Genomic DNA, 24,182 nt, shown 5'->3' with positions numbered 1-24,182 from the left:
ACGGCACGAACGACAAGGCCCGGGACGGTGACGTCCCGGGCCTTTTCTTTTGCCAAAGGACGGGCCGCCCCGACGCTTTCATCCGGAAAAGGCGCCCGCTCGTGAAAGGTTTCGGCCCGGGTCAGGATGATAATGGGGGCAAGTTCCGTCACACGAAATCGTCGCGGAAGCGGTCGATCTGATGCATGCGCTCGTGCAGGATGGTGACGATACCGATGTCGCCGTCAGAGAGCCGGCGCCAATAGACAAAGTGGCGCTGGTAACGATAAACGTAACCGTCGAGGCCGAATTCGGCGGGGATGGGGCGGGAGGTCACGCCCCGGCGCTCGATCATGTCGAAGCTGGCGAAGAGGCCGGTGATATAGGCGGCGGCTTGATCGCGGCCCCAGCGGTCGCGGGTATAGCGATAAATCTCGTCGAGCCGGAACGTGGCGGATTCCTGGACGCGGACCGTGGCCATGGGCCGCTCAGTCTTCGTTGCGGGCGACGATTTCGGCGGCGGTGATCGGCCGGTAGGATGTCTCGGGCGCGGCGAAAGCTCGCGTCAGTTCGGCCTTCAGGCGGTCGAAGGCTTCACGCTCCACCCGTTCCTTGTCGCGGCGAATGAGGTCGCGAATATATTCGCTGACGTTTTCATAGCTGCCGTCCTCGCCGACATTCGAGGCGACAAATTCGCTGAGGGCGCCGCTGACGCGGACGGTCATCGTCGTGGTGCGGGACACGGGCCATCCTCCAAGATATGCGTCTTCATTATAATCAAAAATGAAGACGTTGGAATGCCGGCTCTACGCCTCCCCGATCAGATGGCCGATGAACAGGTTGAAGAGTTCGGTCTGGCTGGAGATGCCGAGTTTGGCGTGGATGTGCTTGCGGTGGTTCTTCACCGTGCCTTCGGCGATATCGAGCAGGCGGGCGATGGAGAGGGAGGAATGGCCGCGCAGCACCAGGCTGACGATGGTCTGTTCCCGAGCCGTCAGGGTGCCGGGCCGGAAGCTCGAGAAGGCGCGTTCGAGGAGGGCGCCGTCCACCGCGCCGTCGGCCGGGACATGGCTGCGCCAGTGCTGGGCGAGCAGGGCCGTGACCATGGGGGCGGCGGTGCGCAGCGCCTCCATCTCCGTCTCGGTGAATGTCTCGCGGCCGTTCTGGCGCATCAGCGAATAGGCGAGGCGGGTCGAGGGCGAGAGGGCGGCGATGAAGACGATCTCTTCCGCCAGGGTCCCCGTCTCCATCGAAATGCAGGGATGGACGGCCGGTGACTTGAAATAGTCGCCCTCGAAGAAATCGTCCGGCGCCAGTTCGCGCAGGCGATACAGGCCGTCCGGCACGGGGCGGCGGCAGGCGGCATAGACCGCGTCCAGCAGATAGGTGCCGTTAAGGTAATTCGCCATGATGGCCGGGGAGGAAACGCCGCGCAGCCCGTCGTGGAGCAGAAGTGGCCGTTCCTCCCCCGGATAGGCGAAGACACAGGTCAGGTCGAAAGCCGCGACCTGGGACAGGGCAAGGTCCAGCGCCGGGCCGAAATCCGGCCGGCCGATCAGGGAAACCAGTATCGGTGTGCGGTCATGCCACTGGGCCATGCCCAAGATTGCGTCTCCCTCGCGCTGCCGGGCCTTGAAGTGCCCAAAAACTATCCCTTTGGGGATATGTACGCAACGCGGGCGCAGCAACCACCATATCGCCACAGGAAACAAATTTGCGGCCCGGCAAACGGCCGCGGGCCGGTTGTGGAGTATGTGCGATGGCGGGGCGTCTGGACGGCAAGGTGGCGATCATTTCCGGCGGGGCGACCGGCATGGGCGGCGCCGCTTCCATACTCTTCGCGGCGGAAGGGGCCAGGGTCGCCATCGTCGACATCAACGAAGCCGCCGCGCGGGAGACGGTCGAGACGATCCGCGCCGCCGGCGGCACGGCCGAAGCCTTCGCCGCCGACGTGTCGGACGAAGCCCAGGTCCAGGCCGCCGTCACCAGGGCGACCGAGGCGCTCGGTCCCGTCACCACCCTGTTCAATCACGCCGGCACCATCGTCATCAAACCCTTCCTCGACATCACGGTCTCGGAATGGGACTGGCTGCACGCCGTCAACGTGCGCTCCATGTTCCTGATGACCCGGGCGGTGCTGCCCGGGATGATCGCGGCGGGCGGCGGCTCGATCGTCTGCACGTCCTCCATTTCGGCGGTCTATGCCACGCCCATGGAAGTGCTCTACGACACCACCAAGGGCGCGTGCCACATGTTCGCCCGCGCCATAGCGGTTGAATTCCGCGACCGCAACATCCGCTGCAACGCCGTCTGCCCCGGCTTCATCCGGACACCCCACGGCCTTCGCGAGGTGAAGGATCTCCAGGCGCTGGGCGTCGACGTTTCGGACGAAGCGCTGGCGGCCCAGCAGGGCCGCATCGGCGAGCCGGAGGAAGTCGCCAGGGCGGCCCTCTTCCTCGCCTCCGACGAGGCGAGCTTCGTCAATGGTGCACAAATTTTCGTCGACAACGGCTTCAGCGCCGCCTGATTGCCTAAAAATTAGGTATCGGGCCGCATTGGCCTGAGATAGGCTTTGATCGGGATCGGCTTAATGGTGTTTCGGGGGTGGGCGTATGCCGAAAGCGATTAAGACCTATATAAGAGTGATGGATACGGTCAGTCATTACACTGGCCTCGTCGCGATGTACCTCGTATTCGCGCTGCTTTTTCTTTTGCTTTATTCGTCGATCATGAAGGTGTTTTTCCTGCCCATCAATTGGGGCGTGGAATTGGGCCAGTTCGTCATGGTCGCCTATTACCTGCTGGGCGGGGCCTGGTCGCTGAAACATGAGGAACATGTGCGCATGGACCTGCTCTATGGCGGCTGGACCGTGACGCGCAAGGCCAAGGTCAACATCTTCACCGACCTCGCCATGCTGTTCTTCATCTGCCTGCTGTTCTATGGCGCCATCGACAGTACGGTCTATGCCTTCGAGACCGGCGAGCGCAGCTTCTCCGCCTGGCGGCCCTATGTCGCCCCGGTGAAGGTGGTCATGTGCATCGGCATCGGCCTCGCCCTCCTGCAGTCGGTCGCGATCCTGTTCAAGGATTGGGCGGTGATCAAGGGCGAGGCCGTCTCGTGAGCTACGATCTCATCGCCCTCCTCATGTTCTCCAGCATGATGGTCCTGCTGCTCACGGGGCAGCGGGTGTTCGCGGTCATCGGTTTCGTCGGCGCCGCCTCCGCCCTGCTGCTGTGGGGCGACGGTTCGGCGCAGATGAGCTTCTCCGCCGCCATGAAGCTGATGAAGTGGTATCCGCTGCTGACCCTGCCGCTCTTCGTCTTCATGGGTTACATGCTGGCGGAATCGCGGATCGCCGACGATCTCTACCGCATGTTCCACGTCTGGATGGGGCCGGTCCGGGGCGGGCTCGCCATCGGCACCATCCTGCTGATGGTCATCATCTCGGCGATCAACGGGCTTTCGGTCGCCGGCATGGCGGTCGGCGCCACCATCGCCATGCCGGAACTGCTGCGCCGGGGCTATGACAAGATCATGGTGACCGGCGTCATCCAGGCGGGCTCGACCCTCGGCATCCTGGTGCCGCCCTCGGTCGTCCTCGTGCTCTACGGCATGATCGCGCGCCAGCCGGTCGGGCATCTGTGGATGGCCGGCGTCTTTCCCGGCCTCCTGATGGCGGCGCTGTTCATCCTCTACATCGTGATACGGAACGGGTTTCAGCCGCATCTCGGTCCGCCGCTGTCGAAGGAGGAGCGCGCCAGCTATTCCTGGTCCGACAAGTTCGCCCTGCTGCGCGCCGGCATCATTCCGCTCGCGATCTTCGTCTCCATGACCGGGCTGTTCCTGACCGGCGTCACCAGCCTGGTCGAAAGCTCGGCCGTCGGCGCCACCGCCTCCATCGTCGCCGCCATCGCGCGCGGGCGCATGACCTGGAAGGTGCTGCACGACACGACGCGGAAGACGCTGGCGATCTCCTGCATGTTCATGTGGATCATCCTGGCGGCGCTCTGCTTCGGCGCGGTGTTCGACGGGCTGGGCGCGGTGAAGTCGATCGAGCAGCTCTTCCTCGCCGACCTCGGCCTCGACCGCTGGACGGTGCTGATCCTGATGCAGCTCACCTTCCTCATCCTCGGCGTCTTCCTCGACGATACGGCGATGCTGGTGATCGTGGCGCCGCTGTTCATCCCGCTGGCGGCGGAACTGGACTTCAACCTGATCTGGTACGGCGTGCTCTACACCATCACCTGCCAGGTCGCCTATCTGACGCCGCCCTTCGGCTACAACCTCTTCCTGATGCGATCGATGGCGCCGCCCGAGATCACGCTGCCGGACATCTATCGCTCCATCGTGCCTTTCGTCGCGCTGATGATCTTCACGCTCATCATCATCGGCGCTTTCCCGGGGATAGCCACCTGGCTGCCCGATTACTTCTACGGCTGAGACCAGCGTTCATTGTGGAGGCAGATGATGACGAAGAAGATCAAGGACCTGACGGCGCCCAAGAGCACCAGCCGGCGCGATTTCATGAAGAAGGCGGGCACCGGTGCCGTCGCCACGGCGGCGGCCACCACGATCGGCGCGCCCTACGTCAAGGCGGCGGAACCCATCAAGTGGCGCCTGCAGACCTATGCCGGTTCCGTCCTCGGCCAGTTCGTGACCAAGCCCTTCGTCGACGCCTTCAACAAGGCGGCCAACGGCGAGATGGAGATCGAGGTCTATTACGCCGACCAGCTGGTGCCGACGGGCGAGCTGTTCCGCGCGCTCCAGAACGGCACCATCGACGCCGTCCATTCCGACGATGACAGCATGTCGGCGCCGGTCGAGGTTTCGGTCTTCGGCGGTTACTTCCCCTTCGCCACCAAGCACGCTCTCGACGTGCCGACCCTGTTCCAGCAATACGGCCTGGCCGACATCTGGCGCGACGCCTACAAGAAGGCGGGCGGCGTGGTCTGGCTTTCGGCCGCGGGGCAGGATCCGTGCAACTTCAACACCAAGAAGGAAGTGAAGTCGCTCGCCGATCTGGAGGGGCTGCGCCTCTACACTTTCCCGACCGCCGGCCGTTTCCTCGCCCAGTTCGGCGTGGTGCCGGTGACGCTGCCCTATGAGGACGTGCAGGTCGCGGTGCAGACGGGCGAATTGGACGGCATGTCCTGGTCGGGCATCACCGAGGATTACACGGTGGGCTGGGCCGACGTCACCGACCACTTCCTGACCAACAATATCTCCGGCGCCTGGATCGGTTCCTGGTATGCCAACGAGAAGAAGTGGATGGAGCTGCCGGAGCACCTGAAGGAGCTCTACATGGCCTGCGTCGAGGCCAGCCACACCTATCGCAACCAGTGGTACTGGGGCGGCGAGGCGAAGCTGCGCGCCACCGGCGACAAGCTGAAGCTGCGCACCATTCCCGCCGGCGAATGGGGCCAGGTGGAGCAGGCCGCCCTGAAGTTCTGGGACGAGATCGCGGCCGAGAGCGAGCTGAAGGCCAAGGTCGTCGGCATCTTCAAGGAATACAACGGCATCATCAACAAGGCCGGCGGTCTCTATTCCTGCGGCTGACCGCGTTCCGGCGCGAAAGAAGGGCGGAGCCGCGAGGTTCCGCCCTTTTGCGTTCCCTCTTGGGTTTCAGGGCAAAAGGCTGACGTGGGCCGAGACGATGCGCCAGCCGTCGGCGAGGCGGGCCCAGACCTGGGTCTGGCGGCCGCGCTTGCCGGACTTCAGGCGGACATATTCGGTATTGGCCACCCCGAAATCGGGACCGAAGGCGTGGATGCGGGTGTTTTCCAGGCGCCGGGCCATGTCGGTCACGTCGCGCGCCGCGCGATAGTTCGCGATCGCTTCCGGGCCATAGAGGTTCTCGGTCGGGCCGTAGCGCAGCACCCGGGGATCGGACCAGAAGAAATAGCCGAGTGCCGCGACGTCGTTCGCCATCAGCGCCCGCTCGTAGGCCTCGAAGGCCGCCGTGATTTCGGCGACGGTCGCCGGATCGTCGACGGCGAAGCCCGGGACCGGGCCGGGAAGGGGCGTCTCACTCATCCTGCTCTCCTGCGCAAACGGGCCATTTTGCGGCGTCACTGATTATAAATTGTATACATGCTGTTTTTTTGAGCATCAACAATGCCTCGCATACAGTTTAATCACTTCACGACCTCTCCAAATACCCTTTGAAAACAGACGGCTACGCCGCATTCGCAGGTGCGGTGGGGCTTGGTCCGCCTCTTGCATTGCATACAAGACAACAAAGGAGGCTGGGCATGACGACGATGATCATCGATGCAGAGCCGGGGAAGATCAGCGCGTCGGTCGAGAAGACGGCGCTGGTCATCATCGACATGCAGCGCGACTTTCTCGAACCTGGCGGTTTCGGCGAGACGCTGGGCAACGACGTCTCCCTGCTGGCGAAGGCGATCCCGCCGGCCAAGGCCCTGCTGGCGGCGGCGCGCCGTGCCGGCATGCTGGTCGTCCACACCCGCGAGGGCCATCGCCCCGATCTTTCCGACGCGCCGCCGGCCAAGGTGAACCGGGGCAGCCCGACCCACAGGATCGGCGCGCCGGGGCCCATGGGCCGGATCCTGATCCGGGGCGAACCGGGCCAGGACATCATCCCCGAACTCTATCCGATCGAGGGCGAGGTGGTGATCGACAAGCCGGGCAAGGGGGCCTTCTTCGCCACCGACCTCGGGCTCGTCCTCGCCAACAAGGCGATCGACACGCTGCTGGTCTGCGGCGTCACCACCGAGGTCTGCGTCCACACGACGATCCGCGAGGGCAACGACCGCGGCTATCGCTGCATTGCCGTGGGCGACGCCTGCGGTTCCTATTTTCCCGAATTTCACGACGTCGCGCTGCGCATGGTGAAGGCGCAAGGCGGCATCTTTGGGTGGGTGACCGATGCGGCCAGGGTCGTTTCGGCGCTCGAGGCATCCGCCGCAGAAGCGGCGGAATAGTGCAGGGGGTGGGATCATGACGGCGCTTACCAAGCCGAAAATCTGGACACCGGGCGACTTCAACGCCTTCTTCGGGTTCGGCACCAACATCCTCGTCAACATGCTGGTGCTGACCGGCCTGTTGCGCTTCGTCCTCAAGATGCCGGACGACATCGTCTTCGGCCGCATCCTGCCCGCCATGGGCCTGATGATGTGCCTGTCGACCGGATATTACGCATTTCTCGCCTATCGGCTGGCGCTGAAGACCGGGCGCACCGACGTCTGCGCCCTGCCGTCCGGCATTTCCGTGCCGCATATGTTCGTCGTCACCTTCGTCATCATGCTGCCGATCTCGCTTTCGACCGGCGATCCGATCATGGGCTGGGAAGCGGGCCTGACCTGGGTCTTCATCCAGAGCTTCGTGCTGATGGTCGGCGGCTTCGTCGCGCCCTATATCCGGCGCATCACGCCGCGCGCCGCCCTCCTCGGCACGCTGGCCGGCGTCTCGGTCACCTTCATCTCGATGAAGCCGGCGCTGGAGATGTTCATGACGCCGGTGATCGGGCTCGCCTGTTTCTGCGTCATCCTCATGGCCTGGTTCGGCGGGCTGAAATATCCGAAGGGCATTCCGGCCGGTCTGGTCGCCATCGCCGCCGGCATGGTCATCGCCTGGGGCTCCACCCTGTTCGGCTTCGATTTCGGCGGCATGTCGGTCGCGGGGCTGGGCGAGGCCTTCTCGTCCTTCGGTTTCTCGATCCCGATCCCGGCCTTCGACCATGTCTTCCACGGCTTCAACTTCCTCGGCATCATCCTGGTCACCGCCATTCCCTTCGGCATCTACGACCTTGTCGAGGCCATGGACAATGTGGAATCGGCGGAAGTCGCGGGCGACGCCTATCCGACCACGCGGGTGCTGACGGCGGACGGCGTCGTCTCCCTGATCGGCTGCCTGATGGGCAATCCCTTCATCAACGCGGTCTATATCGGCCATCCGGGCTGGAAGGCCATGGGCGGGCGCATCGGCTATTCGGCGGCCGTCGGCGCCATGGTCATCGTGCTGTCGTGGTTCGGCATCATCGCCGTGCTGCTGGCCCTGGTGCCGGTCGTGGCGATCTCGCCCATCCTTCTCTATATCGGCATGCTCATCGGCTCCCAGGCCTTCCAGGAGACCCCGCATCGCCATGCCCCCGCCATCGTGCTGGCGCTGACGCCCCATCTGGCGGATTGGGCCAAGGTTCAGATCGACGGCGCCCTCGGCGCCGCCGGCACCTCGGCGGCGGCCGTCGGCATCGACAAGCTCGGCATGAACGGCGTGCTCTACCACGGGCTCGAAGTGCTCGGCGGCGGCGCCATCCTGGGCGGGCTGATGCTCGGCGCCATCGCCGTCTTCATCATCGAACGCCAGTTCATGAAGGCCAGCATCTTCGCCCTGGCGGCGGCGGCGCTGACCTTCTTCGGCTTCATGCACAGCCATTCGATCGGCATCGGCGAAAGCCCGACGGTGGTCGCCGGCTATGTCCTGGTCGCCGCCTTCCTGGCGCTCGCCTCGCGCCGGGTCGTGCCGTCGGCCGTCAACGTCGGGGGCGGGCACAATCACCCGGTCCCCGAACCCGCGGAATAGGGCTCGCACCACAAGGCCGCTTTCGGGGTCTCCCGCGGGATCCCGGCGCCACACCGCCCCGAGACGCTTCCCGGCCCGCCGAGAAGCGTCTCGGGGCGGCACCTTTTTCACTGTATGCTCTGCCCATGGCCTGCCTGCCTGTCGCCGTCCGTTCGAGGTGCTCATGCCTGCCGATTTCGATCCCGAAGCCTGTCTAGACGCCAATGCCGCCCTTCTCGGCCTGACCATCACCCCGTCGCAGCGCCCCGGCGTTCTCCAGTTCCTGAAGCTCGCCGCCGACATGGCGGCCCTGGTCGAAGCGGCGCCGGTGCCGGCCGATACCCTGGACCTCGACGGCACCTTCGAGCCGGTGGCACCCAAGGGAGAGGGGGCATGAGCGTCGATCCCTTCGCCCCGGCCCATGAGATCGCATCCGCCGTCCGCGACGGGCGCACCACCGCCGTCGCGGTCACGCGCCTCTTTCTCGACCGGATCGCGACCGTCGATCCCACTCTGAACGCCTATACCGACGTCACCGCCGAACGGGCACTCGCCATCGCCCAGGCGATCGACGATCGCCACGCCAGGGGCGAGCGCCTGGGGCCGCTGGCCGGCGTGCCCTTCGCGGTGAAGAATCTGTTCGATCTCGAGGACCTGCCGACGCGGGCCGGCAGCCTGATCAACCGCGAGCGCAACCCGGCACGGCGCGACGCCGTGCTGGTGGAACGCCTGCTGGCGGCGGACGCGGTCATCCTGGGCGGCCTGAACATGGGCGAATACGCCTATGACTTCACGGGCGAGAATTTTCACGACGGCGCCTGCCGCAACCCCCACGACCCGGACCATATGGCCGGCGGCTCCTCGTCCGGCTGCGGTGCCGCCACCGGGGGCGGGCTGGCGCCGATCTCGCTCGGCTCCGACACCAACGGCTCGATCCGGGTGCCGTCGTCGCTGTGCGGCATCTTCGGCCTGAAGCCGACCTATGGCCGCCTGCCGCGCAGCCGCAGCTTTCCCTTCTGCGACAGTCTCGACCATCTGGGGCCCTTCGCCCGCTGCACGGCCGACCTCGCTCTCGCCTACGACCTGATGCAGGGGCACGACGCGGAGGACCACGCCTGCGTGAAGCGGCCGGTCGAAGCCGTCTCGCCGATCCTGGATGCCGGCATCGGCGGGTTGCAGGTCGCCGTGCTCGGCGGTCACTTCGATACCGAAGGCATGCCCGAGGCGGCGCGCGCCGTCGGTCTGGTGGCCGGGGCCTTGGGCGCCCGCGCGACCGTCGAACTGGAGGGGGCGGCGGAAGGCAGGGCCGCGGCCTTCATCATCACCAATACGGAAAGCGCCGCCTTTCACCTGGGCCGGCTGCGCGCCAGGGCGGCGGACTTCGATCCCGAGACGCGGGACCGTTTCCTCGCCGGCGCCCTGCTGCCCGCCGCCTGGTCGGTCCGGGCCCATCAGGTGCGGCGCTGGTACGCCGGCCGGGCGGCGGCCCTGTTCGAGGAATTCGACCTGCTGATCGCGCCCGCCACCCCCATGTGCGCGCCGAAGGTCGGCCAGAAGACCATGGACCTGCGCGGCAAGACCGTGCCGCTGCGCCCCATGTTCGGCCTCTTCACCCAGCCGATCTCCGCGATCGGCCTGCCGGTCTGCGCCGTGCCGGTGCCGGCCGCGGCACCCGGCGGGCTGCCCATCGGCGTCCAACTCATCGCCGCGCCCTGGCGCGAGGATCTCGTTCTTCGCGCCGCCGCCGCGCTCGAGGCGGCCGGCGTCGTCGCGGCGCCGGTGCCGGGTCCCGCCTGAGAGGGGAGAAGGGGCAATGCGCGACCTGCTGTCCGCCTGGCCGTCCGGCTGGCTGTTCTGGGCCCTGCTGGCGGCCGGCTTCGCGGCCCTGACGGCGATCCTCGCCAAGATCGGCGTGGCCGAGGTCGATCCCGATTTCGCGACCTTCGTGCGCACCGTCGTCATCCTCTGCTTCACCGCCGGCATCCTCTGGGCTTCCGGCCACTGGCAGTCGCCCGCCGGCGTGCCGGGGCGGAGTTGGCTGTTCCTCGTGCTGTCGGGGGCGGCCACGGGGGCGTCGTGGCTCTGCTATTTCAGGGCGCTGAAACTCGGCGATGCCGCCCGGGTGGCGCCGGTCGACAAGCTCAGCATCGTCTTCGTCGCCGTCTTCGCCGCCATCTTCCTCGGCGAGCGGCTGTCGGCGGTCAATTGGCTGGGGGTCGCGATGGTCGCGGGTGGCGCCGTGCTCCTGGCCTTTCGGCCCTGACCGGCGTAAGAAGGACAGGCCTGCGGCTGCCGCATGGGTCATGTTTCCGCCGCCGCAGCTTTCCGCTTGACGACTCGTAAGGCCCCCCATATGTTCGCGCCTCCACTCGGACGGCGGTGGTAGGGGTTCAACCTAAACGCGGCGTCGACGAGTACGAGTAACCGGACATCGGCCCGATACGGCGCTTCGGCGCGGTAGAGGGCCACGAGATTTGGTCGGCGGCAGTGCCGAATAAGGTACTGCATGGCCGGCTTTGTTGCGTAAGACCGCTCTTTGACACTTCTGGCGGAGCTTGCGTGACCCGAACGAGGGAAGAGAAGGCAGGGACTGATGCCGACCATCAATCAGTTGCTCCGTAAGCCGCGTCAGAAGCCGGCGTTTCGCAACAAGGTTCCGGCCATCACCGGCAACCCCCAGAAGCGCGGTGTCTGCACCCGCGTCTACACCACGACCCCGAAGAAGCCGAACTCGGCGCTTCGCAAGGTCGCGCGCGTGCGTCTGGTCAACGGTTTCGAAGTGACCTCCTACATCCCCGGCGAAGGCCACAATCTTCAGGAGCACTCCGTGGTCCTGATCCGTGGCGGCCGCGTCAAGGACTTGCCGGGTGTGCGCTACCACATCATCCGCGGCGTCCTCGATACGCAGGGCGTGAAGAACCGCAAGCAGCGCCGTTCGAAGTACGGCGCGAAGCGTCCCAAGTAAGGAGAGGCCACATGTCTCGCCGCCACAGTGCCGAGAAGCGCGAAGTCCTGCCCGATCCGAAGTTCGGCGACATCGTCGTGACCAAGTTCATGAACAGCCTGATGTACGACGGCAAGAAGTCCGCCGCCGAGACCATCGTCTACGGCGCCTTCGACCGTATCCAGTCGAAGATGGGTCAGGACCCGATCCGCGTGTTCCACGACGCCCTGGCGAACGTCCGCCCGGCGATCGAGGTCCGCAGCCGCCGCGTCGGCGGCGCGACCTACCAGGTTCCGGTGGAAGTCCGCCACGACCGCAGCCAGGCCCTGGCCATCCGCTGGCTCATCGCCTCGGCGCGCAAGCGTTCCGAGAACACCATGACCGAGCGCCTGTCGGGCGAACTCATGGATGCGGTGAACAACCGCGGCACGGCCGTGAAGAAGCGCGAAGACACCCACCGCATGGCGGAGGCCAACAAGGCCTTCTCGCACTATCGCTGGTAACGGGAGCGTATCATGCCTCGCACTACGCCGCTGGATCGGTACCGCAATATCGGCATCATGGCCCACATCGATGCCGGCAAGACCACCACGACCGAGCGCATCCTCTACTACACCGGCCGTTCCCATAAGATCGGCGAAGTCCATGACGGCGCCGCCACCATGGACTGGATGGAGCAGGAGCAGGAGCGCGGCATCACCATCACGTCCGCCGCGACGACCTGCTTCTGGAACGACCACCGGGTGAACATCATCGACACCCCGGGCCACGTCGACTTCACCATCGAGGTGGAGCGTTCGCTGCGTGTGCTCGACGGTGCCGTGGCCGTGTTCGACAGCGTCGCCGGTGTCGAGCCGCAGTCCGAGACCGTGTGGCGCCAGGCCGACAAGTACCACGTGCCGCGCATGTGCTTCGTCAACAAGATGGACCGCACCGGCGCCAACTTCTACCGCTGCGTCGACATGATCGTCGATCGCCTGGGCGCGCGTCCGCTCGTGCTGTCGATCCCGGTCGGCTCCGAGTCCGAATACGCCGGCGTCATCGACATTGTGAAGATGAAGGCGATCATCTGGCAGGACGAGTCGCTGGGCGCGAAGTTCGACATCGTCGACATTCCGGCCGAATACGCCGAGAAGGCCGCCGAATATCGCCAGACCCTGGTCGAGACCGCCGTCGAAATGGACGACGCGGCCATGGAAGCCTATCTCGAAGGCAACGAGCCGGACGAGGCGACCCTGAAGGCCTGCATCCGCAAGGGCACGATCTCGCTCGCCTTCGTGCCGGTGCTGAACGGTTCCGCCTTCAAGAACAAGGGTGTGCAGCCCCTGCTCGACGCCGTCGTCGACTACATGCCGTCGCCGCTCGACGTGCCCGCGATCCGCGGCATCGACGTGAAGACGGAAGAGGAAGTCCTGCGCCATTCCTCGGACGACGAGCCGACCTCGGTCCTCGCGTTCAAGATCATGGACGACCCCTTCGTCGGCACCATCACCTTCTGCCGCGTCTATTCGGGCAAGCTCGAGTCGGGCACCTCGGTCCTCAATTCGACCAAGGACAAGCGCGAGCGCGTCGGCCGCATGCTGCAGATGCACGCGAACAGCCGCGAGGACGTGAAGGAAGCCTATGCCGGCGACATCGTCGCGCTGGCCGGCCTGAAGGAAACCCGCACCGGTGACACCCTGTGCGATCCGTCGAGCCCGGTCATCCTCGAGAAGATGGAATTCCCGGAGCCGGTCATCGAGATCTCGATCGAGCCGAAGTCCAAGGCCGACCAGGAAAAGCTGGGCATCGCGCTCAGCAAGCTGGCCGCCGAGGATCCCTCGTTCCGCGTCTCGACCGACAACGAGTCGGGCCAGACCATCCTGAAGGGCATGGGCGAGCTGCATCTCGACATCAAGGTCGACATCCTGAAGCGCACCTACAAGGTGGAAGCCGCCATCGGCGCGCCGCAGGTCGCCTACCGCGAGACGATCACCAAGCGTGCCGAAGTGGATTACACCCACAAGAAGCAGACCGGCGGCACGGGCCAGTTTGCCCGCGTCAAGATCGTGTTCGAGCCGCAGGAAGCCGGCAAGGGCCGTGCGTTCGAGAGCGCGATCGTCGGCGGTTCGGTGCCGAAGGAATACATCCCCGGCGTCCAGAAGGGCATCGACTCGGTCGCGGACAATGGCGTGATCGCCGGCTTCCCGATGATCGACTTCAAGGCCACCCTGATCGACGGCGCCTACCATGACGTCGACTCCTCGGTTCTCGCCTTCGAAATCGCCGCCCGTGCCGCCTTCAAGGAAGGCATGGAGAAGGCGGGTCCGAAGCTGCTCGAGCCGGTGATGAAGGTCGGCGTGACCACGCCCGACGAATATGTCGGCTCGGTCATCGGTGATCTGAACTCCCGTCGCGGCCAGATCCAGGGCACGGAAGCGGCTCCCGGCAATGCCACGGAGATCAACGCCCTCGTGCCGCTCGCGAACATGTTCGGCTACATCAACACGCTGCGTTCCATGACCCAGGGTCGTGCGAATTATTCCATGGTTTTCGCTCATTACGAGCCGGTGCCTCAGGCCGTCGCGGACGAAGTCCGCGCGAAGTACGCCTGAGTTCGCAACCGATAACGTTACGGAGAGCCTAGAATGGCCAAGGAAAGTTTCAAGCGGGACAAGCCGCATTGCAACATCGGTACGATCGGTCACGTCGACCATGGCAAGACGTCGCTGACGGCGGCGATCACCAAGGTCCTGGCGGAGACGGGCGGTGCGTCGTTCACGGCCTATGACATGATCGACAAGGCGCCGGAGGAGCGCGCGCGGGGCATCACGATCTCGACGGCGCACGTCGAATACGAGACGGCGAACCGGCACTACGCGCACGTCGACTGCCCGGGCCACGCCGACTATGTGAAGAACATGATCACGGGTGCGGCGCAGATGGACGGCGCGATCCTGGTCGTGTCGGCTGCCGACGGCCCGATGCCGCAGACCCGCGAGCACATTCTGCTGGCGCGCCAGGTGGGCGTGCCGTCGCTGGTGGTGTTCCTGAACAAGTGCGACATGGTCGACGACGAGGAGCTGCTGGACCTTGTGGAGCTCGAGGTTCGCGAGCTGCTGTCGTCCTACGACTTCCCGGGCGACGACATTCCGGTGATCCGGGGCTCGGCGCTGTGCGCGCTGAACGACTCGGACAAGAAGCTGGGTCATGACGCGGTTCTGGAGCTGATGGCGGCGGTTGACGACTACATCCCGCAGCCGGAGCGTCCGAAGGACCGTCCGTTCCTGATGCCGATCGAGGACGTGTTCTCGATCTCGGGCCGCGGCACCGTCGTGACCGGCCGTGTCGAGCGCGGCATCGTGAAGGTCGGCGAGGAAATCGAGATTGTCGGTCTTCGCGCGACGAAGAAGACGACGGTGACCGGCGTCGAGATGTTCCGCAAGCTGCTGGACCAGGGCGAGGCGGGCGACAACATCGGCGCGCTGCTGCGCGGCGTTGGTCGCGACGACGTGGAGCGCGGTCAGGTTCTGGCGAAGCCGGGCTCGATCACGCCGCACACGAAGTTCAAGGCCGAAGCCTACATCCTGACGAAGGAAGAGGGCGGGCGCCACACCCCGTTCTTCACCAACTACCGTCCGCAGTTCTATTTCCGGACGACGGACGTGACCGGCATCGTGACGCTGCCGGACGGCGTCGAGATGGTGATGCCGGGTGACAATGTCGCGATGACGGTCGAGCTGATCGCCCCGATCGCGATGGACGAAGGTCTTCGCTTCGCGATCCGCGAGGGCGGCCGCACCGTCGGTGCCGGCGTCGTCGCCGGAATCGACAAGTAAGGCCGGGCGCGCGTTCGAGGATTGTTGAGATGGACAGCCAGAATATCCGCATCCGCCTGAAGGCGTTCGATCATCGCGTGCTCGACCAGTCGACCAGCGAGATCGTCAATACGGCGAAGCGGACCGGTGCGCGGGTTCGGGGACCGATCCCGCTGCCGACCCGGATCGAAAAATTCACGGTGCTGCGTTCGCCGCACATCGACAAGAAGAGCCGCGAGCAGTTCGAGATTCGGACTCACAAGCGTCTCCTCGACATCGTCGACCCGACGCCCCAGACGGTGGACGCGCTGATGAAGCTCGACCTCGCCGCCGGCGTCGACGTCGAGATCAAGCTCTGAGGGTGATGCCATGCGTTCCGGTGTGATCGCCAAGAAAATCGGGATGACGCGGCTCTTTGCGGCCGACGGCGCCCATGTGCCGGTGACGGTGCTGCAGATCGACAGCCTGCAGGTCGTCGCCACCCGCACGGTCGAGAACGACGGCTACACCGCCGTTCAGCTCGGCTCGGGCACGGCCAAGGTCAAGAACGTGTCGAAGCCGATGCGTGGCCATTATGCGAAGGCCAACGTCGCGCCGAAGATGAAGCTGGTCGAATTCCGCGTGACGGAAGACGCCATGCTGAACGTCGGCGACGAGCTTTCGGCCGAGCATTTCGTGCCCGGCCAGAAGATCGACGTGACCGGCGAGAGCAAGGGCAAGGGGTTCCAGGGCGTCATGAAGCGCTGGAACTTCGGCGGCCTGCGCGCCACCCACGGCGTCTCGATCTCGCATCGCTCCCACGGTTCGACCGGCCAGCGCCAGGACCCCGGCAAGGTGTTCAAGGGCAAGAAGATGGCCGGCCACCTGGGTGCCGAGCGCGTGACCGTGCAGAACCTCGAAGTGGCCAAGGTGGATGAAGGCCGGGGCCTCATCCTGGTCAAGGGTGCCGTCCCGGGTGCCAAGGGCTCCTATGTGCTCGTGCGCGACGCCGTGAAGGCGAAGCACGGCGAGCTGCCCCTGCCGGGTGCGGTGAAGAAGGCGCCGGTCGCTGAAGAAGCGCCCGCGTCGACGGAGGGCTGATAGATGAAGGCCGACATTACGACCCTCGACGCGACCGTCGCCGGTTCGATCGACCTCGCCGACGAGGTCTTCGGTCTGGAGCCGCGCGCCGACATCCTGCACCGCATGGTGCTGTGGCAGTTGGCGAAGCGCCAGGCCGGCACGCACCGCGTGAAGACCAAGGGCGAGATCACCGCGACCACCAAGAAGATGTACCGCCAGAAGGGGACGGGCCATGCCCGTCACGGCTCGAAGAAGGCCACCCAGTTCCGCGGCGGCTTCAAGCCCATGGGGCCAGTGGTGCGCGATCATGGCTTCGACCTGCCGAAGAAGGTGCGCAAGCTCGCGCTGCGCAACGCGCTTTCGGCGAAGGCTCAGGCCGGTCAGCTGATCGTTCTCGAGAACGCCGCTTTCGAGGACGGCAAGACCGCCGCCCTGAAGGCGAAGTTCGCGACCCTCGGCTGGAATTCGGTCCTGGTGGTCGACGCCGAGCTGAACGAGGGCTTCGCCCGCGCCGCCCGCAACATTCCGCATGTCGACGTGCTGCCCACGATCGGCGCCAACGTCTACGACATCCTGCGTCGTGAGAAGCTGGTGCTGACCAAGGCGGCGGTCGAAAGCCTGGAGGCCCGCCTGAAATGAGCGAGCTGAACCATTACGACATCATCCTGTCGCCGGTGATCACTGAAAAGTCCACCGCCGCGTCGGAGCATAACCAGGTTGTCTTCAAGGTGCCGCTGACCGCGACCAAGCCGGAAATCCGTGCCGCCGTCGAGAAGCTGTTCCAGGTGAAGGTGACCGCCGTCAACACCATCCGCACCGAAGGCAAGACCAAGCGTTTCCGTGGTCGCATCGGCAAGCGGTCGGATGTCAAGAAGGCCGTCGTGACCCTGGCCGAGGGCCAGTCGATCGACGTGACGACCGGGATCTAAGCCATGGCGTTGAAGACTTTCCGCTCGATCACCCCGTCGCTCCGCGGCACGGTGCTGATCGACCGCTCCGGCCTCTACAAGGGCAAGCCGGTCAAGACCCTGACCGAAGGCCTGACGAAGAACGCCGGCCGCAACAACCACGGCCGCATCACCATGCGCCGCGTCGGTGGCGGTCACAAGAAGGCCTACCGCCTGGTGGACTTCAAGCGCCGCAAGTTCGACGTGCCGGCGACGGTGGAACGGATCGAATATGATCCGAACCGCACCGCCTTCATCGCCCTCATCCGCTATGAGGACGGCGAACTCTCCTACATCCTGGCGCCGCAGCGCCTGGCCGTGGGCGATACCGTCGTCTCGGGCGAGCGTGTGGACGTGAAGCCGGGCAATGCCGCGCCCCTGAAGAACCTGCCGATCGGCACCATCGTCCACAATGTGGAGATGAAGATCGGCAAGGGCGGCGCCATCGCCCGCTCCGCCGGGACCTACGCCCAGATCGTGGGTCGCGACGGCGCCTATGTCATCGTTCGGCTGTCGTCGACCGAGCAGCGCATGATTCGCGGCGAATGCCTCGCCTCGGTCGGTGCCGTCTCGAACCCCGACAACCAGAACACCAAGATCGGCAAGGCCGGCCGCGCGCGCTGGATGGGCATCCGCCCGTCGGTTCGCGGTGTCGCGATGAACCCGATCGATCACCCGCATGGTGGTGGTGAAGGCCGGACCTCCGGCGGTCGCCATCCCGTGACGCCTTGGGGCAAGCCGACGAAGGGCAAGCGGACCCGCAACAACAAGCGGTCCGACGCCTTCATCCTGCGCTCGCGTCACGCCAAGAAGAAGTAACGGAGACCGCCGTGACTCGCTCAGTTTGGAAAGGTCCGTTCGTCGACGGTTATCTGCTGAAGAAGGCAGAAGCCACTCGCACCTCGGGCCGCAAGGAAGTCATCAAGACCTGGTCGCGCCGCTCGACCATTCTGCCCCAGTTCCTGGGGCTGACGTTCGGCGTCTACAACGGCCACAAGTTCATCCCCGTGCTGGTGAACGAGGACATGGTCGGTCACAAGCTCGGCGAATTCGCGCCGACGCGGACCTACTATGGCCACGCCGCCGACAAGAAGGCGAAGAGGAAGTAAGGATGTCCCAGTCCAAGAACCCTCGCCGGGTGGCCGAGAACGAGGCGATGGCGATCGGCAACAACCTGCGTTCGTCGACCCGCAAGCTGAACCTCGTCGCGCAGCAGATCCGCGGCAAGGCGGTCTCGACCGCGCTGGCCGAGCTGACCTTCTCGAAGAAGCACATCGCGCGCGACGTGAAGAAGGTGCTCGAGAGCGCGATCGCCAACGCCGAGAACAACCACCAGCTGGACATCGACAGCCTGGTGGTGTCGCAGGCGACCGTCGGTCGTTCGCTGGCCATGCGCCGCTTCCATGCGCGCGCCCGTGGCCGCGCGGCGGGCGTCGTCAAGGAATTCTCGAACATCACCGTCGTCGTGCGTGAACGCGCCGAGGCGGCGGAGGAGTAAGGCGATGGGTCAGAAAGTCAATCCGATCGGCCTGCGCCTCGGGATCAACCGCACCTGGGATTCCCGCTGGTACGCGAGCAAGAAGGACTTCGCCGGGCTTCTCCATGAAGACCTGAAGATCCGCAAGTTCCTCGAGAAGAAGCTCTCCTCGGCTGGCATCGCCCGCGTCGTGATCGAGCGTCCGGCCAAGAAGTGCCGCGTGACCATCCATACCGCCCGTCCGGGCGTGGTCATCGGCAAGAAGGGCGCGGACATCGAGAAGCTGCGCGCCGAACTCGCCAAGATGACCAAGTCCGAGGTCAGCCTGAACATCGTCGAGATCCGCAAGCCCGAGATCGACGCCAAGCTGATCGCCGAGAACATCGCCCAGCAGCTCGAGCGCCGCGTGGCCTTCCGCCGCGCCATGAAGCGCTCGGTGCAGTCGGCCATGCGCCTCGGCGCCGGCGGCATCCGCATCAACTGCGGCGGCCGTCTCGGCGGTGCCGAAATCGCCCGCATCGAATGGTACCGCGAGGGCCGCGTGCCCCTGCACACGCTTCGCGCGGACATCGATTTCGGTCTCGGCACGGCGCATACCGCCATGGGCACCTGCGGCGTGAAGGTCTGGGTGTTCAAGGGCGAGATCATGGCCCACGACCCGATGGCCCAGGACAAGCGCCTGGCCGAGCAAGCCAATCAGGCCCGCCCCGAGCGCGAGCCGCGCGAGCATCGCGACCGGCGTGACCGCCGGGGCGATCGCGGCCGCGGCCAGCCGGCGCAGGCCGAGCCCGACGCGGAGTAATTCGCCATGCTGCAACCGAAGCGTACTAAGTTCCGCAAGGCCTTCAAGGGCCGGATCCACGGCAATGCCAAGGGCGGCACCGCGCTCAACTTCGGCGCCTTCGGCCTGAAGGCCCTGGAGCCGGAGCGCATCACGGCGCGCCAGATCGAAGCCTGCCGCCGCGCGATCACCCGCCACATCAAGCGTCAGGGTCGCGTCTGGATCCGCATCTTCCCGGACGTGCCGGTTTCGAAGAAGCCGACCGAAGTCCGCATGGGTAAGGGCAAGGGTTCGCCCGAGCTCTGGGTCTGCCGCGTGAAGCCCGGTCGCATCATGTTCGAGATGGACGGTGTGCCGGTGGACCTGGCGCGCGAGGCTTTCGCCCGCGGCGCCGCCAAACTGCCGATCGCGACGAAATTCGTCACCCGGCTTGGTGAGGGAGCTTGAAAATGGCGAGCGTCAAGGCTACAGATCTGCGCCTCAAGACGACCGACGAGTTGACTGACCGTCTGACGGTCCTGAAGAAGGAGCAGTTCAACCTGCGCTTTCAGAAGGCGACCGGCCAGCTTGAGAATACGGCCCGGCAGGGGGCCGTGCGTCGCGAGATCGCGAAGATCCTGACCGTTCTGAAGGAAAAGGCGGCTGCCTCGGCCTGATCGGGCCGAGGAACGCGTCTTTGGGAGAAACCAGATGCCGAAGCGAGTGATGCAGGGCGTCGTCGTCAGCGACAAGACCGACAAGACCGTCGTGGTCAAGGTCGAGCGCCGCGTGATGCACCCGGTCATGAAGAAAGTTGTGCGTCGGTCGAAGAAGTACCACGCACACGATGAAACCAACCAGTACAAGGTCGGTGACATCGTGAACATCGAAGAATGCCGTCCGCTCTCGAAGCTGAAGACCTGGGTGGTCATCGGCGCCGTGGGCGCGGACGGGCAGCCCATTACCCAGGCCTGACGCCGGGTACTTAGGAGTAGCGAAACATGATCCAGATGCAGACGAACCTGGACGTGGCCGACAATTCGGGCGCGCGTCGGGTGATGTGCATCAAGGTGCTGGGCGGCGCGGGACGCCGCTATGCCAGCGTCGGTGACATCATCGTCGTCTCCGTCAAGGAGGCGATTCCCCGCGGCCGCGTGAAGAAGGGCGACGTTCATCGCGCCGTCGTCGTGCGGACGGCCAAGGAAGTCCGCCGCGCGGACGGGACGGCCATCCGTTTCGACCACAACGCGGCGGTCCTGATCAACAAGCAGAACGAGCCGATCGGCACCCGTATCTTCGGGCCGGTGGTGCGCGAGCTGCGTGGCCGCAACCACATGAAGATCATTTCCCTCGCGCCGGAGGTGCTGTGATGTCTGCCCATCCGGATCATCAGAAGCTGCGCATCCGCAAGGGCGACAAGGTCGTCGTGCTGACCGGCAAGGACAAGGGCAAGCACGGTGAAGTCGTGCGCGTCCTGCCCGCCGAGGCGCGCGCCGTCGTCGCGGGCGTCAATGTCGTGAAGCGCCACACCCGGCAGACCCAGACCACCCAGGGCGGGATCGTCGAGAAGGAAGCGCCGATCCATGTGTCCAACCTCGCGATCGAAGATCCGCGCGACGGCCAGCCCTCGCGCATCGGCTTCAAGACGCTCGAGGACGGCCGCAAGGTCCGCGTGGCCAAGCGTTCGGGAGATGTGATCGATGTCTGACACCCGTATCGAGCCGCGCCTGAAGCGGCAGTACAACGAGGTCATCCGCGCCAAGCTGCTCGAGCAGTTCTCGTACAAGAACCCGATGCAGGTGCCGCGCCTCGAGAAGATCGTGATCAACATGGGCGTCGGCGAAGCCGCGACCGACGGCAAGAAGATCCAGGGCGCGGTCGAGAACATGACCGCGATCGCGGGTCAGAAGCCGGTGATCACCAAGGCCTCCAAGGCGATCGCGGGCTTCAAGCTGCGTGAAGGTGCTCCCGTCGGCGTGAAGGTCACGCTGCGCGCCGACCGCATGTATGAATTCCTGGATCGCCTGGTGACGATCGCGCTGCCGCGCGTTCGCGACTTCCGTGGTCTCAACGGGAAGAGCTTCGACGGCCGTGGCAACTACGCCATGGGCCTGAAGGAGCAGATCATCTTCCCCGAGATCAACTACGACAAGGTCGACACCGTTCGCGGTATGGACATCGTCATCTGCACGACGGCGGAGAAGGACGAGGAAGCCAAGGCGCTCCTCGCGGCCTTCGACCTGCCGTTCGCCAACTGAGGATAGGCACATGGCAAAGACGAGTGCCGTCGAAAAGAACAAGCGCCGCGCCAAGCTGGCCGCTCAGCACGCCGCCAAGCGCGCCCGGCTGAAGGCCATCGTCATGGATCAGTCGATCACCGACGAAGAGCGCTTCGCCGCCACCCTGAAGCTTGCGGAAATGCCGCGCAACGGCGCGAAGGTTCGCGTCCGCCTGCGCTGCGAGGTCTCGGGTCGTCCCCGCGGCAACTATCGCAAGCTGAAGCTTTCCCGTGTTGCCCTGCGTGAACTGGCCTCGTCCGGCCAGATTCCCGGCATGGTCAAGTCGAGCTGGTAAGGAGAACCGCGATGGCACTGAGCGATCCGCTCGGCGATATGCTGACGCGTATCCGTAACGGTCAGTCCGCCGGCAAGGCGACTGTGCGTTCCCCCGCGTCGAAACTGCGCGCGCGCGTTCTCGATGTCCTGGCGTCCGAAGGCTACATCCGTGGCTATACGGCGGCGACCGCCGACAATGGTTCGGCGGAGATCGAGATCGAGCTGAAGTATCATGAGGGCCTGCCGGTCATCCAGGTGATCGATCGCGTGTCCCGTCCCGGTCGCCGCGTCTATTCGTCGATCAGGGATCTGCCGACCTACCGCAACGGTCTCGGCATCCAGATCCTGTCGACGCCGCGTGGCGTGATGTCCGACGCCGCAGCACGTGCCGCCAATGTTGGCGGTGAAGTGCTGTGCCGCGTGTTCTGATCTCGGCAAGGAGGGCAGGAACATGTCGCGTATCGGCAAGAAGCCGGTGGTCTTTCCCGCCGGCGTGAACGTCACCGTCGAGGGCCAGGACATCACGGTCAAGGGGCCGAAGGGCCAGCTCGAGCACCGTATCGTCGACGAGATCGAGGTGAAGCTGGACGGCAATGCCGTTTCGCTGACGCCGCGCTCGAAGGAAAAGCGTGCGCGTGAGCGTTGGGGCATGGCCCGCACCCTGGTCGCCAACATGGTGAAGGGTGTGACCGAAGGCTTCCGCAAGGACCTGGAGATCAACGGCGTGGGTTACCGCGCCGCGGTCCAGGGCCGGAACCTGCAGCTCAACCTCGGCTATTCCCACGATGTCGTGATGCCCATTCCCGAAGGCATCGACGTCAAGTGCGAGAAGCCCACGATGATCGCGGTCTCGGGGATCAATCCCCAGCACGTCGGTCAGTTCGCGGCGGACATTCGCGATTGGCGCCGGCCGGAGCCGTACAAGGGCAAGGGCATCAAGTATTCGACCGAGCGGATCTTCCGCAAGGAAGGCAAGAAGAAGTAACGAACATGGCGATCAAGGACACCTTCGAACGTCGCAGGGAGCGGACCCGCATCCGCCTGCGCAAACTCGCGAATGGTCGGCCGCGCCTCAGCGTCTTCCGTTCGTCGCAGCACATCTATGCCCAGGTCATCGACGACGTGAGCGGCCGCACGGTCGCCGCGGCGTCGACGATCGACAAGGAGCTGAAGGGCACGCTCAAGACCGGCGCGGACATGGAGGCGGCGAAGGCCGTCGGCCTCCTCGTCGCCAAGCGCGCCAAGGAAGCCGGTGTCGGCGCGGTCGTCTTCGACCGTGGCGGCTACCTCTATCATGGTCGCGTGAAGGCGCTCGCCGATGCCGCCCGAGAGGGCGGTCTCGAGTTCTGAGCCTGCTGGAAAGGACGTAGAAATGGCACGTCAACACGACGGCGAACGCCAGCAGGACGAACTGGTCGACAAGCTGGTCCACATCAACCGCGTCGCCAAGGTGGTGAAGGGCGGTCGGCGTTTCGGTTTCGCGGCCCTGGTGGTCGTCGGCGACCGCAAGGGCCGGGTCGGCTTCGGCCACGGCAAGGCCCGCGAGGTGCCGGAAGCCATCCGCAAGGCGACCGAGGCGGCTAAGCGCAAGCTGATCCGCGTCCACCTGCGCGAAGGCCGCACCCTGCATCACGACATCGAGGGCCGTCACGGCGCCGGTCGCGTGGTGCTGCGCGCGGCCCCTCCGGGTACCGGCATCATCGCCGGCGGCCCGATGCGCGCGGTCTTCGAAACCCTGGGCGTCCATGACGTGGTGACCAAGTCGCTGGGTTCCTCGAACCCGCACAACATGGTCCGCGCCACGTTCGACGCGCTGGAGAAGAGCCTGTCGCCCCGTTCGGTGGCGGCGAAGCGCGGCAAGCGCGTCTCGGATCTCATGGGCCAGGGCCGCAAGGCCGAGGCCGAGACCGAGGCGGCGGAAGCCACGGCGGAGTGATCGGATCATGAGCGCGAAAGTGAAACTGACCCAGGTGCGCAGCCCGCTGCGTCGCCCCAAGGTGCAGGAAGCTCACCTGGTCGGGCTCGGCCTGAACAAGCTGCACCGTGTCAGCGTGGTCGAGGATACCCCGGCCGTGCGTGGCATGATCGAGAAGGTGAAACACCTCGTGAAGGTCGAGCCGGCTGAATAAGCCGGCCC

General features: G+C 65.4%; 37 protein-coding genes. 33 read left to right on the top strand and 4 right to left on the bottom strand.

Features of this window, described 5'->3' with window-relative positions; genetic code table 11:
- Positions 1-148: 148 nt before the first annotated feature.
- From L2U69_RS16010 to L2U69_RS16000, 3 genes are all read right to left on the bottom strand, one after another.
- Positions 149-460, bottom strand: coding sequence for a type II toxin-antitoxin system RelE/ParE family toxin (locus L2U69_RS16010; RefSeq protein ID WP_236108136.1), 312 nt, complete (start codon positions 458-460; stop codon positions 149-151).
- 7 nt (positions 461-467) lie between these two features.
- Complete coding sequence (locus L2U69_RS16005; RefSeq protein WP_236108135.1) at positions 468-722, bottom strand: ribbon-helix-helix domain-containing protein; 255 nt, start codon at positions 720-722, stop codon at positions 468-470.
- A 63-nt stretch (positions 723-785) separates the two neighbouring features.
- Entirely contained in the window at positions 786-1,577 is a 792-nt protein-coding gene (locus L2U69_RS16000) for a helix-turn-helix transcriptional regulator (RefSeq protein WP_236108134.1), read from the bottom strand.
- Between the two features lie 161 nt (positions 1,578-1,738).
- On the opposite strand from L2U69_RS16000, the gene L2U69_RS15995 reads away from it, so the two are divergent.
- From L2U69_RS15995 to L2U69_RS15980, 4 genes are all read left to right on the top strand, one after another.
- Positions 1,739-2,506 carry an SDR family NAD(P)-dependent oxidoreductase gene (locus L2U69_RS15995; protein WP_236108133.1) on the top strand — a complete coding sequence of 256 codons (768 nt, stop codon included), beginning with the start codon at positions 1,739-1,741 and terminating at the stop codon, positions 2,504-2,506.
- An 85-nt stretch (positions 2,507-2,591) separates the two neighbouring features.
- A complete protein-coding gene (locus L2U69_RS15990) occupies positions 2,592-3,101 on the top strand; it encodes a TRAP transporter small permease subunit (RefSeq protein ID WP_329605417.1) in 510 nt (169 codons plus the stop codon).
- Complete coding sequence (locus L2U69_RS15985; RefSeq protein WP_236108131.1) at positions 3,098-4,420, top strand: TRAP transporter large permease; 1,323 nt, start codon at positions 3,098-3,100, stop codon at positions 4,418-4,420. The genes L2U69_RS15990 and L2U69_RS15985 overlap by 4 nt, the downstream gene beginning before the upstream one ends.
- A 27-nt stretch (positions 4,421-4,447) precedes the next feature.
- Positions 4,448-5,536 (top strand): TRAP transporter substrate-binding protein, encoded by a 1,089-nt coding sequence (locus tag L2U69_RS15980; RefSeq protein WP_236108130.1) that lies wholly within the window; start codon positions 4,448-4,450, stop codon positions 5,534-5,536.
- A gap of 66 nt (positions 5,537-5,602) precedes the next feature.
- On the opposite strand, the gene hpxZ is transcribed toward L2U69_RS15980, so the two are convergent.
- Entirely contained in the window at positions 5,603-6,013 is a 411-nt protein-coding gene (hpxZ, locus tag L2U69_RS15975) for an oxalurate catabolism protein HpxZ (protein ID WP_236108129.1), read from the bottom strand.
- A 218-nt stretch (positions 6,014-6,231) separates the two neighbouring features.
- Here hpxZ and L2U69_RS15970 point away from each other — a divergent pair, with 218 nt between their 5' ends.
- The 29 genes from L2U69_RS15970 (at position 6,232) to rpmD (ending at position 24,174) form a co-directional block, all read left to right on the top strand.
- Positions 6,232-6,924 carry a cysteine hydrolase family protein gene (locus L2U69_RS15970; RefSeq protein ID WP_236108128.1) on the top strand — a complete coding sequence of 231 codons (693 nt, stop codon included), beginning with the start codon at positions 6,232-6,234 and terminating at the stop codon, positions 6,922-6,924.
- 16 nt (positions 6,925-6,940) lie between these two features.
- On the top strand, positions 6,941-8,524 hold the full coding sequence (locus L2U69_RS15965; protein ID WP_236108127.1) for a hypothetical protein: 1,584 nt from the start codon (positions 6,941-6,943) through the stop codon (positions 8,522-8,524).
- Between the two features lie 163 nt (positions 8,525-8,687).
- Positions 8,688-8,900: a DUF4089 domain-containing protein gene (locus tag L2U69_RS15960; protein ID WP_236108126.1), complete on the top strand. Its 213-nt coding sequence runs from the start codon at positions 8,688-8,690 to the stop codon at positions 8,898-8,900.
- A complete protein-coding gene (locus tag L2U69_RS15955; RefSeq protein ID WP_236108125.1) occupies positions 8,897-10,300 on the top strand; it encodes an AtzE family amidohydrolase in 1,404 nt (467 codons plus the stop codon). Before L2U69_RS15960 ends, L2U69_RS15955 begins: the two co-directional genes overlap by 4 nt.
- Positions 10,301-10,316: 16 nt before the next feature.
- The gene (locus tag L2U69_RS15950) at positions 10,317-10,766 is read left to right on the top strand and encodes an EamA family transporter (RefSeq protein ID WP_236108124.1); all 450 of its coding nucleotides are present in this window, start codon (positions 10,317-10,319) and stop codon (positions 10,764-10,766) included.
- A gap of 330 nt (positions 10,767-11,096) precedes the next feature.
- Positions 11,097-11,468 carry a 30S ribosomal protein S12 gene (gene rpsL, locus L2U69_RS15945; protein WP_109922754.1) on the top strand — a complete coding sequence of 124 codons (372 nt, stop codon included), beginning with the start codon at positions 11,097-11,099 and terminating at the stop codon, positions 11,466-11,468.
- An 11-nt stretch (positions 11,469-11,479) separates the two neighbouring features.
- Positions 11,480-11,950, top strand: a complete 471-nt coding sequence (gene rpsG, locus L2U69_RS15940; RefSeq protein ID WP_236108123.1) for a 30S ribosomal protein S7 — start codon at positions 11,480-11,482, stop codon at positions 11,948-11,950.
- 12 nt (positions 11,951-11,962) lie between these two features.
- Positions 11,963-14,041: an elongation factor G gene (gene fusA, locus L2U69_RS15935; protein ID WP_236108122.1), complete on the top strand. Its 2,079-nt coding sequence runs from the start codon at positions 11,963-11,965 to the stop codon at positions 14,039-14,041.
- A 33-nt stretch (positions 14,042-14,074) separates the two neighbouring features.
- Positions 14,075-15,265, top strand: a complete 1,191-nt coding sequence (gene tuf / locus L2U69_RS15930; RefSeq protein WP_236108121.1) for an elongation factor Tu — start codon at positions 14,075-14,077, stop codon at positions 15,263-15,265.
- A 29-nt stretch (positions 15,266-15,294) separates the two neighbouring features.
- The gene (gene rpsJ, locus L2U69_RS15925) at positions 15,295-15,603 is read left to right on the top strand and encodes a 30S ribosomal protein S10 (protein WP_236108120.1); all 309 of its coding nucleotides are present in this window, start codon (positions 15,295-15,297) and stop codon (positions 15,601-15,603) included.
- 10 nt (positions 15,604-15,613) lie between these two features.
- Positions 15,614-16,324 carry a 50S ribosomal protein L3 gene (rplC, locus tag L2U69_RS15920; RefSeq protein WP_236108119.1) on the top strand — a complete coding sequence of 237 codons (711 nt, stop codon included), beginning with the start codon at positions 15,614-15,616 and terminating at the stop codon, positions 16,322-16,324.
- 3 nt (positions 16,325-16,327) lie between these two features.
- Positions 16,328-16,945, top strand: a complete 618-nt coding sequence (rplD, locus tag L2U69_RS15915) for a 50S ribosomal protein L4 (protein WP_236108118.1) — start codon at positions 16,328-16,330, stop codon at positions 16,943-16,945.
- On the top strand, positions 16,942-17,235 hold the full coding sequence (locus L2U69_RS15910; RefSeq protein WP_236108117.1) for a 50S ribosomal protein L23: 294 nt from the start codon (positions 16,942-16,944) through the stop codon (positions 17,233-17,235). Before rplD ends, L2U69_RS15910 begins: the two co-directional genes overlap by 4 nt.
- Positions 17,236-17,238: 3 nt before the next feature.
- Positions 17,239-18,072, top strand: a complete 834-nt coding sequence (rplB, locus tag L2U69_RS15905; protein WP_236108116.1) for a 50S ribosomal protein L2 — start codon at positions 17,239-17,241, stop codon at positions 18,070-18,072.
- A gap of 11 nt (positions 18,073-18,083) precedes the next feature.
- Complete coding sequence (rpsS, locus tag L2U69_RS15900; protein ID WP_236108115.1) at positions 18,084-18,362, top strand: 30S ribosomal protein S19; 279 nt, start codon at positions 18,084-18,086, stop codon at positions 18,360-18,362.
- Between the two features lie 2 nt (positions 18,363-18,364).
- Complete coding sequence (gene rplV, locus L2U69_RS15895; RefSeq protein WP_236108114.1) at positions 18,365-18,751, top strand: 50S ribosomal protein L22; 387 nt, start codon at positions 18,365-18,367, stop codon at positions 18,749-18,751.
- A 4-nt stretch (positions 18,752-18,755) separates the two neighbouring features.
- Entirely contained in the window at positions 18,756-19,532 is a 777-nt protein-coding gene (gene rpsC / locus L2U69_RS15890; protein ID WP_236108113.1) for a 30S ribosomal protein S3, read from the top strand.
- 6 nt (positions 19,533-19,538) lie between these two features.
- A complete protein-coding gene (gene rplP / locus L2U69_RS15885) occupies positions 19,539-19,958 on the top strand; it encodes a 50S ribosomal protein L16 (RefSeq protein WP_236108112.1) in 420 nt (139 codons plus the stop codon).
- 2 nt (positions 19,959-19,960) lie between these two features.
- A complete protein-coding gene (gene rpmC, locus L2U69_RS15880) occupies positions 19,961-20,167 on the top strand; it encodes a 50S ribosomal protein L29 (RefSeq protein ID WP_236108111.1) in 207 nt (68 codons plus the stop codon).
- A 34-nt stretch (positions 20,168-20,201) separates the two neighbouring features.
- Positions 20,202-20,465, top strand: coding sequence for a 30S ribosomal protein S17 (gene rpsQ / locus L2U69_RS15875; protein ID WP_236108110.1), 264 nt, complete (start codon positions 20,202-20,204; stop codon positions 20,463-20,465).
- Positions 20,466-20,491: 26 nt separating this feature from the next.
- Positions 20,492-20,860, top strand: coding sequence for a 50S ribosomal protein L14 (rplN, locus tag L2U69_RS15870; RefSeq protein ID WP_236108109.1), 369 nt, complete (start codon positions 20,492-20,494; stop codon positions 20,858-20,860).
- Positions 20,860-21,198, top strand: a complete 339-nt coding sequence (gene rplX / locus L2U69_RS15865; protein ID WP_236108108.1) for a 50S ribosomal protein L24 — start codon at positions 20,860-20,862, stop codon at positions 21,196-21,198. Before rplN ends, rplX begins: the two co-directional genes overlap by 1 nt.
- Positions 21,191-21,748 carry a 50S ribosomal protein L5 gene (rplE, locus tag L2U69_RS15860; protein WP_236108107.1) on the top strand — a complete coding sequence of 186 codons (558 nt, stop codon included), beginning with the start codon at positions 21,191-21,193 and terminating at the stop codon, positions 21,746-21,748. The genes rplX and rplE overlap by 8 nt, the downstream gene beginning before the upstream one ends.
- Positions 21,749-21,758: 10 nt before the next feature.
- Entirely contained in the window at positions 21,759-22,064 is a 306-nt protein-coding gene (gene rpsN / locus L2U69_RS15855) for a 30S ribosomal protein S14 (protein ID WP_236108106.1), read from the top strand.
- An 11-nt stretch (positions 22,065-22,075) separates the two neighbouring features.
- On the top strand, positions 22,076-22,474 hold the full coding sequence (rpsH, locus tag L2U69_RS15850; RefSeq protein ID WP_236108105.1) for a 30S ribosomal protein S8: 399 nt from the start codon (positions 22,076-22,078) through the stop codon (positions 22,472-22,474).
- A 22-nt stretch (positions 22,475-22,496) separates the two neighbouring features.
- The gene (rplF, locus tag L2U69_RS15845; protein ID WP_236108104.1) at positions 22,497-23,030 is read left to right on the top strand and encodes a 50S ribosomal protein L6; all 534 of its coding nucleotides are present in this window, start codon (positions 22,497-22,499) and stop codon (positions 23,028-23,030) included.
- Between the two features lie 5 nt (positions 23,031-23,035).
- On the top strand, positions 23,036-23,395 hold the full coding sequence (rplR, locus tag L2U69_RS15840; protein ID WP_236108103.1) for a 50S ribosomal protein L18: 360 nt from the start codon (positions 23,036-23,038) through the stop codon (positions 23,393-23,395).
- 22 nt (positions 23,396-23,417) lie between these two features.
- A complete protein-coding gene (gene rpsE / locus L2U69_RS15835; RefSeq protein ID WP_236108102.1) occupies positions 23,418-23,981 on the top strand; it encodes a 30S ribosomal protein S5 in 564 nt (187 codons plus the stop codon).
- Positions 23,982-23,988: 7 nt separating this feature from the next.
- Entirely contained in the window at positions 23,989-24,174 is a 186-nt protein-coding gene (gene rpmD / locus L2U69_RS15830) for a 50S ribosomal protein L30 (RefSeq protein WP_236108101.1), read from the top strand.
- Positions 24,175-24,182 lie beyond the last annotated feature (8 nt).

It is taken from the genome of Zavarzinia marina, assembly GCF_021568905.1.
In the GTDB taxonomy this organism is placed as follows: domain Bacteria; phylum Pseudomonadota; class Alphaproteobacteria; order Zavarziniales; family Zavarziniaceae; genus Zavarzinia; species Zavarzinia marina.
This window is presented reverse-complemented; position numbering and strand designations above follow the sequence as displayed.

What these genes read in the sequence shown, in the direction of transcription:
- L2U69_RS16010 (WP_236108136.1), bottom strand. Translation starts at nt 460, where the DNA reads ATGGCCACGGTCCGCGTCCAGGAATCCGCCACGTTCCGGCTCGACGAG.
- L2U69_RS16000 (WP_236108134.1), bottom strand. Translation starts at nt 1,577, where the DNA reads ATGGCCCAGTGGCATGACCGCACACCGATACTGGTTTCCCTGATCGGC.
- L2U69_RS15995 (WP_236108133.1), top strand. Translation starts at nt 1,739, where the DNA reads ATGGCGGGGCGTCTGGACGGCAAGGTGGCGATCATTTCCGGCGGGGCG.
- L2U69_RS15990 (WP_329605417.1), top strand. Translation starts at nt 2,592, where the DNA reads ATGCCGAAAGCGATTAAGACCTATATAAGAGTGATGGATACGGTCAGT.
- L2U69_RS15980 (WP_236108130.1), top strand. Translation starts at nt 4,448, where the DNA reads ATGACGAAGAAGATCAAGGACCTGACGGCGCCCAAGAGCACCAGCCGG.
- hpxZ (WP_236108129.1), bottom strand. Translation starts at nt 6,013, where the DNA reads ATGAGTGAGACGCCCCTTCCCGGCCCGGTCCCGGGCTTCGCCGTCGAC.
- L2U69_RS15970 (WP_236108128.1), top strand. Translation starts at nt 6,232, where the DNA reads ATGACGACGATGATCATCGATGCAGAGCCGGGGAAGATCAGCGCGTCG.
- L2U69_RS15965 (WP_236108127.1), top strand. Translation starts at nt 6,941, where the DNA reads ATGACGGCGCTTACCAAGCCGAAAATCTGGACACCGGGCGACTTCAAC.
- L2U69_RS15960 (WP_236108126.1), top strand. Translation starts at nt 8,688, where the DNA reads ATGCCTGCCGATTTCGATCCCGAAGCCTGTCTAGACGCCAATGCCGCC.
- L2U69_RS15955 (WP_236108125.1), top strand. Translation starts at nt 8,897, where the DNA reads ATGAGCGTCGATCCCTTCGCCCCGGCCCATGAGATCGCATCCGCCGTC.
- L2U69_RS15950 (WP_236108124.1), top strand. Translation starts at nt 10,317, where the DNA reads ATGCGCGACCTGCTGTCCGCCTGGCCGTCCGGCTGGCTGTTCTGGGCC.
- rpsL (WP_109922754.1), top strand. Translation starts at nt 11,097, where the DNA reads ATGCCGACCATCAATCAGTTGCTCCGTAAGCCGCGTCAGAAGCCGGCG.
- rpsG (WP_236108123.1), top strand. Translation starts at nt 11,480, where the DNA reads ATGTCTCGCCGCCACAGTGCCGAGAAGCGCGAAGTCCTGCCCGATCCG.
- fusA (WP_236108122.1), top strand. Translation starts at nt 11,963, where the DNA reads ATGCCTCGCACTACGCCGCTGGATCGGTACCGCAATATCGGCATCATG.
- tuf (WP_236108121.1), top strand. Translation starts at nt 14,075, where the DNA reads ATGGCCAAGGAAAGTTTCAAGCGGGACAAGCCGCATTGCAACATCGGT.
- rpsJ (WP_236108120.1), top strand. Translation starts at nt 15,295, where the DNA reads ATGGACAGCCAGAATATCCGCATCCGCCTGAAGGCGTTCGATCATCGC.
- rplC (WP_236108119.1), top strand. Translation starts at nt 15,614, where the DNA reads ATGCGTTCCGGTGTGATCGCCAAGAAAATCGGGATGACGCGGCTCTTT.
- rplD (WP_236108118.1), top strand. Translation starts at nt 16,328, where the DNA reads ATGAAGGCCGACATTACGACCCTCGACGCGACCGTCGCCGGTTCGATC.
- L2U69_RS15910 (WP_236108117.1), top strand. Translation starts at nt 16,942, where the DNA reads ATGAGCGAGCTGAACCATTACGACATCATCCTGTCGCCGGTGATCACT.
- rplB (WP_236108116.1), top strand. Translation starts at nt 17,239, where the DNA reads ATGGCGTTGAAGACTTTCCGCTCGATCACCCCGTCGCTCCGCGGCACG.
- rplV (WP_236108114.1), top strand. Translation starts at nt 18,365, where the DNA reads ATGTCCCAGTCCAAGAACCCTCGCCGGGTGGCCGAGAACGAGGCGATG.
- rpsC (WP_236108113.1), top strand. Translation starts at nt 18,756, where the DNA reads ATGGGTCAGAAAGTCAATCCGATCGGCCTGCGCCTCGGGATCAACCGC.
- rplP (WP_236108112.1), top strand. Translation starts at nt 19,539, where the DNA reads ATGCTGCAACCGAAGCGTACTAAGTTCCGCAAGGCCTTCAAGGGCCGG.
- rpmC (WP_236108111.1), top strand. Translation starts at nt 19,961, where the DNA reads ATGGCGAGCGTCAAGGCTACAGATCTGCGCCTCAAGACGACCGACGAG.
- rpsQ (WP_236108110.1), top strand. Translation starts at nt 20,202, where the DNA reads ATGCCGAAGCGAGTGATGCAGGGCGTCGTCGTCAGCGACAAGACCGAC.
- rplN (WP_236108109.1), top strand. Translation starts at nt 20,492, where the DNA reads ATGATCCAGATGCAGACGAACCTGGACGTGGCCGACAATTCGGGCGCG.
- rplX (WP_236108108.1), top strand. Translation starts at nt 20,860, where the DNA reads ATGTCTGCCCATCCGGATCATCAGAAGCTGCGCATCCGCAAGGGCGAC.
- rplE (WP_236108107.1), top strand. Translation starts at nt 21,191, where the DNA reads ATGTCTGACACCCGTATCGAGCCGCGCCTGAAGCGGCAGTACAACGAG.
- rpsN (WP_236108106.1), top strand. Translation starts at nt 21,759, where the DNA reads ATGGCAAAGACGAGTGCCGTCGAAAAGAACAAGCGCCGCGCCAAGCTG.
- rpsH (WP_236108105.1), top strand. Translation starts at nt 22,076, where the DNA reads ATGGCACTGAGCGATCCGCTCGGCGATATGCTGACGCGTATCCGTAAC.
- rplF (WP_236108104.1), top strand. Translation starts at nt 22,497, where the DNA reads ATGTCGCGTATCGGCAAGAAGCCGGTGGTCTTTCCCGCCGGCGTGAAC.
- rplR (WP_236108103.1), top strand. Translation starts at nt 23,036, where the DNA reads ATGGCGATCAAGGACACCTTCGAACGTCGCAGGGAGCGGACCCGCATC.
- rpsE (WP_236108102.1), top strand. Translation starts at nt 23,418, where the DNA reads ATGGCACGTCAACACGACGGCGAACGCCAGCAGGACGAACTGGTCGAC.
- rpmD (WP_236108101.1), top strand. Translation starts at nt 23,989, where the DNA reads ATGAGCGCGAAAGTGAAACTGACCCAGGTGCGCAGCCCGCTGCGTCGC.